The sequence below is a fragment of the Sinomonas cellulolyticus genome (genome assembly GCF_014656475.1).
Classification (GTDB): domain Bacteria; phylum Actinomycetota; class Actinomycetes; order Actinomycetales; family Micrococcaceae; genus Sinomonas; species Sinomonas cellulolyticus.
Window position 1 is genome coordinate 96,657 of sequence record NZ_BNCM01000006.1, and the last position, 12,827, is coordinate 109,483.

Annotated in this window: 12 protein-coding genes; 8 read left to right on the plus strand and 4 right to left on the minus strand. The window is 70.5% G+C overall.

The window, feature by feature from the left end:
* Window positions 1-102 precede the first annotated feature (102 nt).
* The 7 genes from IE231_RS09365 to IE231_RS09395 all read left to right on the plus strand — a co-directional run bounded on the left by IE231_RS09365 (window position 103) and on the right by IE231_RS09395 (window position 8,260).
* Window positions 103-849, plus strand: a complete 747-nt coding sequence (locus IE231_RS09365; protein WP_189693693.1) for an IclR family transcriptional regulator — start codon at window positions 103-105, stop codon at window positions 847-849.
* A gap of 179 nt (window positions 850-1,028) precedes the next feature.
* On the plus strand, window positions 1,029-2,219 hold the full coding sequence (locus IE231_RS09370) for a 4-hydroxybenzoate 3-monooxygenase (RefSeq protein ID WP_189693694.1): 1,191 nt from the start codon (window positions 1,029-1,031) through the stop codon (window positions 2,217-2,219).
* A gap of 160 nt (window positions 2,220-2,379) precedes the next feature.
* Window positions 2,380-2,859 carry a carboxymuconolactone decarboxylase family protein gene (locus IE231_RS09375; protein ID WP_189693695.1) on the plus strand — a complete coding sequence of 160 codons (480 nt, stop codon included), beginning with the start codon at window positions 2,380-2,382 and terminating at the stop codon, window positions 2,857-2,859.
* A 186-nt stretch (window positions 2,860-3,045) separates the two neighbouring features.
* A complete protein-coding gene (locus IE231_RS09380) occupies window positions 3,046-3,729 on the plus strand; it encodes a PadR family transcriptional regulator (RefSeq protein ID WP_229230635.1) in 684 nt (227 codons plus the stop codon).
* Window positions 3,730-3,756: 27 nt separating this feature from the next.
* Complete coding sequence (locus tag IE231_RS09385) at window positions 3,757-5,652, plus strand: ABC transporter ATP-binding protein (protein ID WP_189693696.1); 1,896 nt, start codon at window positions 3,757-3,759, stop codon at window positions 5,650-5,652.
* 207 nt (window positions 5,653-5,859) lie between these two features.
* On the plus strand, window positions 5,860-7,071 hold the full coding sequence (rlmN, locus tag IE231_RS09390; protein ID WP_189693697.1) for a dual-specificity RNA methyltransferase RlmN: 1,212 nt from the start codon (window positions 5,860-5,862) through the stop codon (window positions 7,069-7,071).
* A 124-nt stretch (window positions 7,072-7,195) separates the two neighbouring features.
* Window positions 7,196-8,260 (plus strand): FUSC family protein, encoded by a 1,065-nt coding sequence (locus IE231_RS09395; protein WP_229866671.1) that lies wholly within the window; start codon window positions 7,196-7,198, stop codon window positions 8,258-8,260.
* A 33-nt stretch (window positions 8,261-8,293) separates the two neighbouring features.
* On the opposite strand, the gene IE231_RS09400 is transcribed toward IE231_RS09395, so the two are convergent.
* Entirely contained in the window at window positions 8,294-8,770 is a 477-nt protein-coding gene (locus IE231_RS09400) for a GNAT family N-acetyltransferase (protein ID WP_189693698.1), read from the minus strand.
* 136 nt (window positions 8,771-8,906) lie between these two features.
* Between IE231_RS09400 and IE231_RS09405 the strand changes: the two genes are divergently transcribed.
* A complete protein-coding gene (locus IE231_RS09405) occupies window positions 8,907-9,575 on the plus strand; it encodes a GTP cyclohydrolase II (protein ID WP_189693699.1) in 669 nt (222 codons plus the stop codon).
* 24 nt (window positions 9,576-9,599) lie between these two features.
* Here the strand turns inward: IE231_RS09405 and IE231_RS09410 are convergent, their stop codons facing one another.
* The 3 genes from IE231_RS09410 to IE231_RS09420 all read right to left on the minus strand — a co-directional run bounded on the left by IE231_RS09410 (window position 9,600) and on the right by IE231_RS09420 (window position 12,792).
* Window positions 9,600-10,088: a GNAT family N-acetyltransferase gene (locus IE231_RS09410; RefSeq protein WP_189693700.1), complete on the minus strand. Its 489-nt coding sequence runs from the start codon at window positions 10,086-10,088 to the stop codon at window positions 9,600-9,602.
* A gap of 9 nt (window positions 10,089-10,097) precedes the next feature.
* Window positions 10,098-11,252, minus strand: coding sequence for a pyridoxal-phosphate-dependent aminotransferase family protein (locus IE231_RS09415; protein WP_189693701.1), 1,155 nt, complete (start codon window positions 11,250-11,252; stop codon window positions 10,098-10,100).
* A gap of 160 nt (window positions 11,253-11,412) precedes the next feature.
* Window positions 11,413-12,792, minus strand: coding sequence for an APC family permease (locus tag IE231_RS09420; protein WP_189693702.1), 1,380 nt, complete (start codon window positions 12,790-12,792; stop codon window positions 11,413-11,415).
* Window positions 12,793-12,827 lie beyond the last annotated feature (35 nt).

Genomic DNA, 12,827 nt, shown 5'->3' on the forward strand with positions numbered 1-12,827 from the left:
GTGGACCTGAGAGTTCTATCACCGTTCCGCGTGGCGCCTGACACGTGTCACCATTGAATGGAATGCGGTGCCGTAACAGAACGAGTACAGAAGGGGCAGTCCATGGCCAACTCGGCGTCCGGCGACTCGGTCGTTGACCGCGTGGTGCGCGTCCTCGAGGCCTTCCCCGAGGGCGTGAGCTCCCTGCCGCTCGGCGAACTCGCCGCCAGGGCCGGACTGCCGCTCACGAGCGCCCACCGCCTCGTCAAGCAGCTTGCCGAACACCGACTCCTCGAGCAGGCGCCGGGCGGGAAGGTCCAGCTCGGGCTGCGCCTGTGGGAGCTCGTCAACCGCAACTCGCCCACGCTCGTGCTGCGCCAGGCGGCCCTGCCGTTCATGGACGACATCCACCAGGTCCTCAACCAGAACGTCAATCTCGCCGTCCTCCAGGGCGACGACGTCCTGTTCGTCGAGCGGCTCTCGCGCCGCGGGTCCGTGGCCAACCGGGCCAAGGTGGCCGGGCGCATGCCCGTGCACATCTCCTCGGCGGGGGTGGCGCTCATGTCCGCGCAGCCCCCCCACGTCCAGGCCGCGTACCTCGCCCGGTTCCGCGACCACACCGGCAAGGCCACGACCGAGCACGTCCGGCAGCTCCTCGCCGCCGCGTCGACCCACGGGTTCGCGGAGCTCGCGGGCGTCGTGGACCCGGACACGTGGGGCATCGCGGTTCCCATCTTCGATCGGCAACGGCATGCGGTGGCGGCGATCGGCGTCGTCGTGCCTCTCGCCGAGGTGCGGATCCAGCAGCTGGTGCCCGCGCTCAAGACCGCGGCGCGGGGCATCGGGCGGCAGCTCGGCGGCCCCGCGTAGCAGGGCCGCCCTCGGTGGGCCCCCCGCGCACGACGGCGGGAACGCATCTCTCGTTTTCGGGATTCGTTTCCAATCAACGGAAATGAGGTTCGCGCTCGGAGCGAGCCGCGTCACACTCGAAGCAGACGCACGGCCGCCGCGGATCCCGCGAGCAGGCTCCGACCCCGAAAGGAACGATCATGGGCGATCGCACCGTCATCACCACCCAGGTGGCCATCATGGGAGCCGGGCCCGCCGGCCTCATGCTCTCGCACCTGCTGCACCAGGCCGGCATCGAGAGCACCGTGGTGGAGATCCGCAGCCGCCAGGAGATCTCCAACACCATCCGCGCCGGCATCCTCGAGGCGGGGTCCGTGGACCTGCTCGTCCAGTCGGGTGTGGACAACGTGCTGCGCAACGGCCACGAGCACGAGGGCACCGAGTTCCGCGTGAACGGCGAGGGCCACCGCATCGACTTCAAGGGCCTCGTGGGCCAGTCCGTGTGGCTGTACCCGCAGAACGACGTGTTCGACGACCTCGCCGCCCGCCGCGAGGCCGACGGCGGCGACGTGCGCTACTCGTGCTCGAACACCGAGGCCTTCGACCTGCTCGACAAGCCGAGGGTTCACTTCACCGACTCCGAGGGCAACGACTTCGAGCTGCGCGCCGAGATCCTCGTCGGCGCGGACGGCTCGCGCTCGTACTGCCGCCACCAGATCCCCGAGGCCGCGCGCAAGACGTACTTCAACGAGTACCCGTTCGCCTGGTTTGGCATCCTCACCGAGGCCCCGCGCAGCGCCCCCGAGCTCATCTACGCCAACTCGGCGCACGGGTTCGCACTCATCTCCCAGCGCACCGACACGGTCCAGCGCATGTACTTCCAGTGCGACCCGACCACCAACCCCGCCGACTGGACCGACGAGCAGATCTGGGAGCAGCTGCGCCTGCGCGTGAACGGCAACGGGTTCGAGCTCAAGGAGGGCCCGGTCACGGACAAGGTGGTGCTGCCGTTCCGCTCGTTCGTGCAGACGCCGATGCGCCACGGCAACCTGTTCCTCGCCGGCGACGCCGCGCACACCGTCCCGCCGACCGGCGCCAAGGGCCTCAACCTCGCGTTCTCCGATGTGCGCGTGCTGTTCGAGTCCCTCGACTCGTACTTCAAGTCCGGCTCGACGGCGCTCATGGACACCTATTCCGACCGCGCCCTGGACCGGGTGTGGAAGGCGCAGTACTTCTCGTACTGGATGACCACGCTCCTGCACACCGTCCCCACCGAGACGAACCACGAGTTCTTCCGGGCCCGCCAGCTCGGCGAGCTCCGCTCGCTGCTCGAGTCCGAGCGCGGCCGCGCGTACATCGCCGAGTGCTACACGGGGTGGCAGTCCAAGTAGCCCGCACTCCCGGGACGTGACCCCCGGGACATGACCCCCGGGACATGACACCCAGAAGGTGACCCCCAGGCTCTGGGAGTCACCTTCTGGGTGTCACGTCCTGGGGGTCATCTCTTGCGGGGTGCGGCCGCCGGCCCGGGCCGCGCGCCATGATGGGTCCATGACGAACCCCGAAGCCGACCTCGAAGAGCCCGCCTCCTTCTACCTCGACAAGGCCAACCCCGCGATCTGGAAGTCGCTCGTGGCGTTCCGGGCCAAGGTCCACGAGGCGACCGACGCGGCGGGAGTCCCGCGCGACGCCGTCGAACTCCTGAGCCTGCGCATCTCCCAGATCAACCGCTGCACCTACTGCCTCGACCTCCACGGCCGCCAGGCCGCCGAGGCCGGCGTCCCCGCGCGCAAGCTCAACGTGCTGCCCGCCTGGCGCGAGGCCGGCATGTTCACAGTGCTCGAGCGGGTTGCCCTCGACATCGCCGAGGCCATCACCCTGCTCCCGGACGACGACGAGCGCGCAGCCATCCTCGACCGCGCCCATGCCGAACTCGGCGACGAGAGGTTCTCCGCCCTCTGCTGGGCCGCGATCTCGATGAACGCGTTCAACCGCCTCTCGATCGTGAGCCGGCACAAGGTCAAGCCGTAGGCCGCCAAGCCAACACATCTGCTGCCCCGGGCCGCATCTCCCGCGTGAATACACCAAGGAGATGCGGGCCGGGGCAGCGCTTGTCTAACCCTCTTGTTCTCTGACACTCAGCGATATATCGTTAAGTGTCGGGTCCGGATCGGGCCCGGCACCGATAACAGCCAACGCAGACATCAGGAGGACGCCATGCGCGGACATCCACACCACCATCACCATGACTTCGAGGCGATGCACCACCACGACGGCCCCCGCGGCCCGCAGGGGCGGGGCTTCGGGCCCGGCGGCTTCGGACCGGGCGGCCCGGGGGGCTTCGCCCCCGGCGGGCCCGGCGGCTTCCCGGGCTTCGGTCCCGGGTTCGGCGGGCACGGCTTCGGCCCGGGCGGCCGCGGGGGCCACGGCTTCCCGCCCGGCTTCGGACCCCGCGGAGGACGGCGCGCGAGCCGCGGCGACGTGCGCGCCATGATCCTCTCGCTCCTGTCCGAGCAGCCGCTCACCGGCTATGGCATCATCCAGGCCGCGAACGAGAAGACCAACGGCGTTTGGCGCCCCAGCCCTGGCTCGGTGTACCCGACGCTCCAGCAGCTCGTCGACGAGGAGCTCGTCGAGCAGACGGGCGAGGGCAAGCGCACCGAGTACACGCTCACGGACGCCGGCCGCACCTACGTCGCCGACCACGCCGACGAGCTCACCCAGGCGTGGGACGCGGCGCCCGGAAGAAGCGAGGCCACCCAGGCGTTCATGGAGAGCGTCGGCAAGTTCATGGGGGTGCTGCACCAGTTCCGCGGCGCTGCCACGGACGAGCAGCGCGCCCAGGCGGCCGTCAAGATCGACGAGGCACGCAAGGCCCTGTACATGATCCTCGCGGAGTAGCCTCAGCTCAGGAAGGGGGCGACGCCCATGTCCCAACACCCACCCGGGCGACCCGGCGGCGTCGTGCGCGGAGGCCGCATCTCGAGCGGCGACGTTGCCCTGCAGAAGAAGCTCAACGCCGAGGCGCCGAAGATCCCGCACCTGCTGCGGCGCATCGCCGAGCTGTTCCGGCCCCACCGCGGCGCGCTTGTGCTCACGGTGGTGCTCGTCCTCGCGGCGGCGGCGCTGTCCGTCGCGCCGCCGCTGCTCACCCAGCGCATCTTCGACGACGGCCTCTTCCCTCCGAGCGGCGGCCCCAACCTGCCGCGGCTCGGCGAGCTCGTGGGCCTCATGGTCGGCGCGTACGTCCTCTCGGCGCTGCTGGGCGTGTGGCAGACATACCTGACCTCGACCGTGGGCAACCGCGTCATGGGGTCCCTGCGTGTGCGCCTCTTCAGCCACCTGCAGTCCATGGAGCTGAGCTTCTTCACCCGCACCAAGACAGGCGTGATCCAGTCGCGTCTGCAGAACGACGTCGGCGGCGTCGCGAGCGTCCTGCAGAACACCGTCTCCGGCGTGGTGGGCAACATCGTCACGGTCATCGCGGCCTTCGTGGCGATGGTGGCGCTCAACTGGCAGCTGACGCTCATCGCGGTCGTGCTCATGCCGTTCCTCGTCGTGGCGCAGCGCCGCGTGGGGCAGGTCCGCGCGCGGATCGCCACGAAGACCCAGGAGTCGCTCTCGGACATGACGGCGATCACCCAGGAGTCGCTGAGCGTGTCCGGGATCCTGCTCTCCAAGAGCTTCAACCGCCAGCCGGACGAGATCGCCAAGTACTCCGCCGAGAACACGAACCTCGTCCGGCTCCAGGTCCGGCAGGCCATGAGCGGGCAGTACTTCTTCGCGCTCGTGACGATCTTCCTCTCCTCGATCCCCGCGATCGTGTACCTGGTGGCGGGGTGGCTCATCACGGGCGGCAACGTCGCGATCACCGCCGGCACGATCGTCGCCTTCACCAACGTCCAGGCCAGGCTCCTGTTCCCGCTCATCGCGCTCATGCGCGTGGCGCTGGACCTGCAGACCTCGGGCGCGCTGTTCGCCCGCATCTTCGAGTACCTCGATCTGCGTCCCGCCATCGTGGACGCGCCCGACGCCGCGCCCCTCCCCGCCCACGCGCCGCGCCTGGGCGAGGTGGAGTTCGACGGCGTGACGTTCCGCTACCCGGACGCGCGCGGCGTGGACCGGGCTACTCTCGATGACGTCTCCTTCACGATCGAGCCCGGGCAGTACGCCGCGTTCGTGGGCCCGAGCGGCGCCGGGAAGACCACGGTCTCCTACCTGATCCCGCGGTTCTACGAGGCGTCCTCGGGCGCGGTCCGCTTCGCGGGGCACGACGTGCGGGATCTCGACCGCGAATCCCTGGTGAGCCACATCGGCGTCGTGAGCCAGGAGACGTACCTGTTCCACGCGACGATCGCCGAGAACCTGCGCTACGCCAAGCCGGACGCGACCGACGAGGAGCTCGAGGCGGCCGCGCGGTCGGCGAACATCCACGCCACGATCGCCGGGTTCCCGGACGGCTACGACACCGTGGTGGGGGAGCGCGGGTACCGGCTCTCGGGCGGGGAGAAGCAGCGCATCGCGATTGCGCGGGTGCTGCTCAAGGACCCCGAGGTGCTCATCCTCGACGAGGCCACGAGCGCCCTCGACACCATCTCCGAGCGCGTCGTCCAGCAGGCCCTCGACACGGCCGCGCACGGGCGCACCACCATCGCGATCGCGCACCGGCTCTCGACCGTGGTGGCCGCCGACGTCATCTACGTGGTGGACGGCGGGCGGATCGTCGAGCACGGGACGCACGCCGAGCTCCTCGCCGCCGGCGGCGCGTACGCGCGGCTGTACGCGGAGCAGGCGGCGGCCCCGTCCCCGGCCCGCCGCGGTTGACGCCGCCCAGGCCCGCCCCAGGCCCGCCCCAGGCCCGCCCGCGAACCGGCCGCCCGCGAAATGCTGGGTTGAGCAGGGTGGGAGGCGCCCAGACCATGCTCAACCCAACATTTCGGGGGCGACGAGGGAGGCGCCTGCCCCCGGCGAGAGCGGAATCATAGTGCCCCGATTGGCCGCTGGCCAAACGGGCATGGGATGATGGACAGGATGACTTCCGCCGCCAGCACCCCTGACACGTCCCGCCCCGAGGCCCGCGCCCAGGTCCAGCCCAAGGCCGAGGGCTGGGAGCAGCAGCGTACCGCCGAGGGCCGGCCGCTGCTGCAGTTCGCGTCCCCGCGGGTCAAGCAGCCGCCGCAGCACTTCGCGGACCTGAGCCTCGAGGAGCGCCAGGCGAAGGTCAAGGAGCTCGGCCTGCCGGCGTTCCGCGCGAAGCAGCTGAGCACCCACTACTTCCAGCACTGGACCACGGACCCGGACGCGATGAGCGACCTGCCCAAGGCGGGCCGCGGGGAACTCGTCGAGGGCCTCTTCCCGCCGCTGCTCAGCGAAGTCCGCCGCCTCCGCACCGACGATGGCAACACCATCAAGTTCCTCTGGCGCCTCTTCGACGGCGCCCTCGTCGAGTCCGTGCTCATGCGCTACCCCGGCCGCATCACGCTGTGCGTCTCGAGCCAGGCCGGCTGCGGCATGAACTGCCCGTTCTGCGCCACGGGCCAGGCGGGCCTGACCCGCAACATGTCCACGGCGGAGATCGTGGACCAGGTCGTCGCGGCGAACCGCATCATCGCGGCGGGTGAGCTGGGCCAGCAGGAGCACCCCGATGAGCGCGTCACCAACATCGTCTTCATGGGCATGGGCGAGCCGCTGGCCAACTACAAGCGGGTCATGAATGCCGTGCACCGCTTCGTGGACCCGGTCCCGATGGGCCTGGGCATGAGCGCCCGCAACATCACGGTCTCGACCGTGGGCCTTGTCCCCGCGATCCGCAAGCTCGCGGATGAGGACCTCCCCGTCACGTTCGCCCTCTCGCTCCACGCGCCCGACGACGAGCTCCGCGACGAGCTCATCCCCGTCAACAACCGCTGGAAGGTCGACGAGGCCCTCGACGCCGCCCACGAGTACTACCGGAAGACCGGCCGCCGCGTGAGCATCGAGTACGCGCTCATCAAGGACATGAACGACCACGCCTGGCGCGCCGCCCTTCTCGCGAAGAAGCTCAACCAGCGCGGCCGCGGCTGGGTCCACGTGAACCCGATCCCGCTCAACCCGACCCCCGGGTCCATCTGGACGTCCTCCGAGCGCCACGTGCAGGAGGAGTTCATCGAGACCCTCCGCGCCGCCGGCATTCCCACGACCCTGCGTGACACGCGCGGCAAGGAGATCGACGGCGCCTGCGGCCAGCTCGCTGCGGCTGAGTAGGCGCGGAGTGAGGGGGCGGGAAACGCAGGGCCCGGCCAGTACTCCGGCGCACGACGGCGCCGCGCACCCGGGCGGCCCGGCCGCCGGTGGCCTCTCGCGTGCCCGGGAGTTCGCCCATCGGCTGCTGTTCAGCATCGGCCCGGCGAAGAACGACCATCAGGTGGCTATCCGCGTCGCCGCCGGGGTATTCCTGCCGCTCATCACCCTTGTGCTGCTGGGCCGGCTCGACCTCGCAATCTTCGCGAGCTTCGGCGCGTTCACGGGGATCTACGGGCGCAACGAGCCGCACCGCACACGGATTGTGACCCAGATCCGGGCCGGGCTGCTCATGCTTGCCGTGATCCTCGCAGGCACGCTCACCGCGAGGCTCAGCCCCGGCGACGTGATCAGCCCGTGGACCATCGTGGTCGGCACCACCGTCGTCGCGTGGGGCTGTACCGTCATCGTGGGGCACTGGCGTCTGCGCCCCGCGGGCTCGCTGTTCCACATCTTCGCGTACGCCGCGATTGCGTCCGTGCCGCACCAGCCGCCCCTGGGCCAGGCGATGCTCGCGGCCGCGCTCACGGTGCTCGTCGCCGTGCTCATCGGGATGGCCTCCCGGGTGGTGCCCTCGCGGCGCACCCCGCTCACCTGGGCAGGGGTCCGGTCTGCCTGGCGCGTGCGCCTCGCAGCCCACGAGCGCCACGCCCTGTGGCTCGAGTCGGTCGGGTACCTCGTGGCGGCGAGCGTCGCCGGCACTATCGCGACGATCGTGGGCCAGGCCCTCGGGTTCGGCCACAACTACTGGGCGATGGTCGCCGCCGTCGTGCCCCTCGTGGGGCACACGACCCGGCACCGCGTCGCCCGTGGCCTGCAGCGTATCCTCGGCACCGTGGTGGGCCTTGCGATCCTGGCCCTCATCGTGGCGGTGCGGCCGGAGGCGTGGGTCATGGTGGTGCTCATCGCGCTGTGCCAGTTCGGCGCGGAGATGCTCATCGCCCGGCAGTACTTCCTCGCGCAGGTGTGCGTGACGCCGCTCGCGCTCCTCTCAACCCTGCTCGTTGTCCACATCAATCCCCTGGACCTCCTGCACGATCGCTTCATCGACACGGCAATCGGTGCGGTCGTCGGCGTGGCCGTGGTGCTTGCCCCCGACGCGTGGCGGCGCTGGATCCACTGGCGCTCGCGGGAGGAGCAGCTGGAGTGGTGACCCCGGTCTGAGGACCTCGCTCAGACGAGGCGCTCAGACCGGGGCCGCGTGGACCCGTATGGGGTTCATGACCGGCTTGGCGAGGCACACCGACTCCTCGGACTCCTGGTACGGCCCGAAGTTCGGGATGCGCCGGTAGCCGGCCGCCTCGAAGAACGGCTCGCCGCCGGGGCGGGCGGTGGCGGCCTCGGCCACCACGGTGGTGACGCCGGCGGCGTGCGCCTCTCCCTCGAGCGCGGTGAGGATCGACGCGGCGATCCCCGCCCCCCGCGCGTAGGGCAGGACGTAGATCGGCCTTGCCTCCGCGATGGTCGGCTCGAGCCACCGCAGGCCGCCGCACCCGAGCGGCTGGCCGGTGGCGCGCTCGTAGGCGATGAGGAAGACGGCGAGGTCCGCGTCCGTCGGGTCCGGGGCGGCCCCGCGCTCGGCCTGCTGCGCAGCGCGGAGGTCGCGTCCCACGCAGTTCGACCACGGCACTCGTCGGATGGTCAGCTTGGCATGTGTCTGCATGGTTGCCTCCTGCCTGGGCGGGGTGATGGAACAAACACTAGGAGGCGAGTGTTGCGATCGCATGACGGTCCTGTACGGGCCTCGGAACGTTCATGTAAAATCGCGCTGTTACGTTTTAGATGAGGGGAGCTGGGCCATGTCAGGTACACCGGAGGTGCGCACACGGGTTCGGGTCCCGCTCAAGTTCCCCGACGGCTACACCACCGTGGCGGACGTCTTCACGTTCCGCCACCTCGCGGACCGCCGCGAGCACCTGCTGCTCGGGCTCGGGGACTGGGAGGCCGCGCTGGCCCGCTCGCACGACGGCGGCGACGCGCCGCTCGTGCGCCCGCACAGCGAGTGCCTCACCGGGGACGTCTTCGGCTCCGAGCGCTGCGACTGCGGGCCCCAGCTGCGCGAGGCGGCCGAGCGCATCACCGAGGCCGGCGGGTTCCTGCTCTACCTGCGCCAAGAGGGCCGGGGGATCGGCCTGTACGCGAAGCTCGACGCGTACGCGCTCCAGGACCAGGGCCTCGACACGTACGCCGCCAACCGCGCCCTCGGCCGCGCGGAGGACGAGCGCGACTACCGGGCCGCCGCCCAGATGCTGCGCACCCTCGGCGCCTCGAGGATCCGGCTCCTCTCCAACAACCCGGACAAGGCGCACCAGCTCGAGGCCCTCGGCATCGAGGTCACCGAGCGCGTGCCCACGGGCGTGCACCTTTCCGCGGCCAACGCCTTCTACCTCGCCACCAAGCGGGACCACACCGCGCACACCATCGAGCTTCCCGACTACGAGGACGGCCCGCTCGAGCTCGCCGGCTGACCCGCGCACCTTCGGCAGTCGGTCTCAGGTGGAGTCTCCGGGAAGGGCCCACGACGCCGGCCGCCTCGCCTCGAACACGAGCCCGCGGCCGCCGCTGAACGTCACCCCATGGAAGCGCGGGCCCTCCGCGATCTGCCGGAAGCCGAAGTCCGCGTGCATCGCGATCGACGCGGCGTTGTCCGCGTTCGCGATGTAGTAGGCGGCGTCGGAGCGCTCCCAGATCCACGCCAGCCGGGCGACCGTGAGCGCGTGGCCGGCCCCGCGCCGTCGTGCGGCGGGGTGCACCACGACGCCGCCGAGGTAGTTCCCGTCCGGCGCGCCGCCGTCGGGCCCCGCGTAGAAGTGCGTCTTCGCGGCGCCGAGGATCCTCTGGCCGGAGAGCGCCACGACGGCGTACCGGTCGGAGAACGGCGCGAGCGCTAGGGCCCGCCACAGCGGGCGCCCGGCCGCGGCGGCAACCGCGTTGATCGCGTCGAGGTCGGCGGGCTCGGCGCGCCGGACGGTCCAGCCCACGCTCCGGCCCTACGCCGTGTTCTGCCCGGCTGTGTTCTGCCGCGCTGTGTTCTGCCGCGATGCGGCGATTGCCTCTCCGAGCGCCCCGAGCACGAGCGTGATCGACGCCGGGTCTGCATTGGGCCCCATGAGCCCGATCCGCCACACCGTGTCCGCGAACTTCCCCACGCCCGCGCCGATCTCCATCGAGTACTGCTCGAGCAGGATCTGCCGGACGCGGGCGGAGGAAACGCCGTCGGGCACCTTGACCGTGGTCAGGCTGGGCAGGCGGTGCCCCTCGGCGGCGAACAGCTCGAGGCCCATGTGCTCGAGCCCCTCGCGCAGTGCGGCACCGGCGGCCTCGTGCCGCGCCCACACGGCCGGCAGCCCCTCGGCGAGGATGCGGGCCAGCCCTGCCTCGAGGCCTGCGACCATCGTCACGGGCGCCGTGTGGTGGTAGGTGCGCGTGTGCCCCTCGGCCGCGCCGACGTACCCGCCGAGCAGCCCGATGTCGAAGTACCAGGACCGCGGGTCCTTGACCCGCCGCTCGAACGCGCGCTCCGAGACCGTGAACGGCGCGAGCCCGGGCGGGACGCCGAGGCACTTCTGCGTGCCCGCGTACCCGATGTCGATGCCCCACGCGTCCGCGCGCAGCTCGAGCCCGCCGATCGACGTGACGGCATCCACGAGCAGCAGCGCGTCGCCCTTGCCGGCGCCGAGCGCGGAGATGTCCGAGCGCACGCCCGTGGACGTCTCCGCGTGCACGGCCGCGATGATCGTGGGGTTCGGGTGCGCGGCCAGGACGCGCTCGGCGTCCACCGGCTGCCCCCACTCGTGGTCCACGCGCACGACGTCGGCCCCGCACCTCCGCGCGACCTCGGCCATCCGTTCCCCGAACAGCCCGTTGACGGCGACCACCACCGGATCGCCCGGCTCGACGAAGTTCACGAACGCGGCCTCCATGCCGCCGGACCCCGTCGCCGAGACCGGCCACGTGCGCGCGTTCTGGGTCCCCCACACCTGCCGCAGGCCGTCGGAGACCCGGTCCAGGCGGTCGATGAACGCCGGGTCGAGGTGCCCGATCACGGGGTGCGACAGCGCGGACATCACCTCCGGGTACGCGTTGCCCGGCCCCGGGCCGAACAGGTAGCGGAACGGCAGGATCTCAGTGCGGGGAGCGACCATGGCCCCACCCTACCCGCGCACCTCGCGCCCGTCCCCGCACCGTCTGGAAGTCAGCTTCTGGAGGTGACCTCCAGATGGAGCGGTGAGGCACGACGGCGGTGGGCCGGGTACGGGACCCGGCCCACCGCCGTCGTGCGCCCAGTGCTCAGGGAAGCGCGGCTCAGACGCGGGGACCGGCGAGGTGCTCGAGCGCCTCGACGTCTTCCTCCTCGAGCTTCACGCCCAGCCGGCGGCGGAACCCGCGGGTCATGACCAGCAGGCACACGAGCCCGATGACGAGCCACACCACGCCGTACATGAGCGCGTCCATCTGCAGGTTGGCCCACAGCACGCCCGTGAGCACGGTGCCGATGAGCGGGAGCACGACGTTCGTGGCGATCTCCCGCGGGGTCCGGATCTGCTTGCGCCTCAGGGCGAACAGCACGATGACGGTGAGGTTCACGAACGTGAACGCGATGAGGGCGCCGAAGTTGATCATCGAGGAGACGAACTCGAGCGTGAACGGGATCGCCAGGAGCGAGACGGCTCCCACGAACAGCACGGCGTTGGACGGTGTGCGGTGCTTCGGGTGCACGAACGAGAAGAGCCGCGAGAAGGGGCCCGTGCCGTTGCGGCCCATCACGAAGATCATGCGGGACACCGAGGCGTGCGAGGCGAGGCTGGACGCCACCGTCGCGGCGAACGCGGCGGAGGTGAACAGGATCTTGAAGAACTCCCCGCCGATCTTGAGGGCCATCTCGGGCAGGGTGTCGTCGGTGTTGTCGAAGCCGTCCAGCGTCGGGAAGACGGACTGGCCGAACCACGCGGCGGCGAAGAAGATCGCCCCGCCGAGCAGGAGCGCGAGCACGATCGCCTTGGGCACGGTGTTGGAGTCCTTGGCCTCCTCGGAGTACATGGTGATCGCGTCGAAGCCGATGAAGGAGAAGCACACCACGGTGGCGCCGGACATGATCGCGCCGGCATCCACGCCGTCGTGGAACAGCGGGGTCGAGGTGAACGGCGAGCCGGTGCCGGCGCCCTGGGAGAGGGCATTCCAAGCCAGGAAGATGAAGACGCCGATGAGCACCACCTCGAAGATCACGAGGATGCCGTTGATCTTCGACGTCGAGTTCATGCTCCACAGGTTCAGTGCCGTGATGACCACCACGTACCCGACCACCCAGATCCACGAGGGCACGTCCGGGAAGAACGACTCCATGTAGATCCGCACGATCACGGCGTTGACGAGGGGGAGCAGGAGGTAGTCGAGCAGTGAGGTCCAACCGACCAGGAAGCCGACGTTGGGGTGGATGGTCTGGGACGTGTACGTGTACGCGGAGCCCGCGGACGGGAAGATCCGCGTCATCCGGCCGTAGCTGATGGCCGTGAAGACCATGGCCACGAGCGCCACGAGGTAGGCGAGGGGAACGGCGCCGTTGGTCTCGCCGGAGACGATGCCGAACGTATCGAAGACGGTGGTGGGGGTCATGTACCCCATGCCGAGTCCGACGATCGCCCACAAGCCGAGCGACCGCTTCAGCGCGGTGGTGTTCTGAGACATCTTCAGGCCATTTTCTTTCGTGCGATCCGCCACAG

Coding starts and splice junctions, on each gene's coding strand:
- IE231_RS09370 (WP_189693694.1), top strand. CDS start 1,029: ATGGGCGATCGCACCGTCATCACCACCCAGGTGGCCATCATGGGAGCC.
- IE231_RS09400 (WP_189693698.1), bottom strand. CDS start 8,770: ATGCAGACACATGCCAAGCTGACCATCCGACGAGTGCCGTGGTCGAAC.
- IE231_RS09385 (WP_189693696.1), top strand. CDS start 3,757: ATGTCCCAACACCCACCCGGGCGACCCGGCGGCGTCGTGCGCGGAGGC.
- rlmN (WP_189693697.1), top strand. CDS start 5,860: ATGACTTCCGCCGCCAGCACCCCTGACACGTCCCGCCCCGAGGCCCGC.
- IE231_RS09415 (WP_189693701.1), bottom strand. CDS start 11,252: ATGGTCGCTCCCCGCACTGAGATCCTGCCGTTCCGCTACCTGTTCGGC.
- IE231_RS09365 (WP_189693693.1), top strand. CDS start 103: ATGGCCAACTCGGCGTCCGGCGACTCGGTCGTTGACCGCGTGGTGCGC.
- IE231_RS09380 (WP_229230635.1), top strand. CDS start 3,046: ATGCGCGGACATCCACACCACCATCACCATGACTTCGAGGCGATGCAC.
- IE231_RS09405 (WP_189693699.1), top strand. CDS start 8,907: ATGTCAGGTACACCGGAGGTGCGCACACGGGTTCGGGTCCCGCTCAAG.
- IE231_RS09420 (WP_189693702.1), bottom strand. CDS start 12,792: ATGTCTCAGAACACCACCGCGCTGAAGCGGTCGCTCGGCTTGTGGGCG.
- IE231_RS09375 (WP_189693695.1), top strand. CDS start 2,380: ATGACGAACCCCGAAGCCGACCTCGAAGAGCCCGCCTCCTTCTACCTC.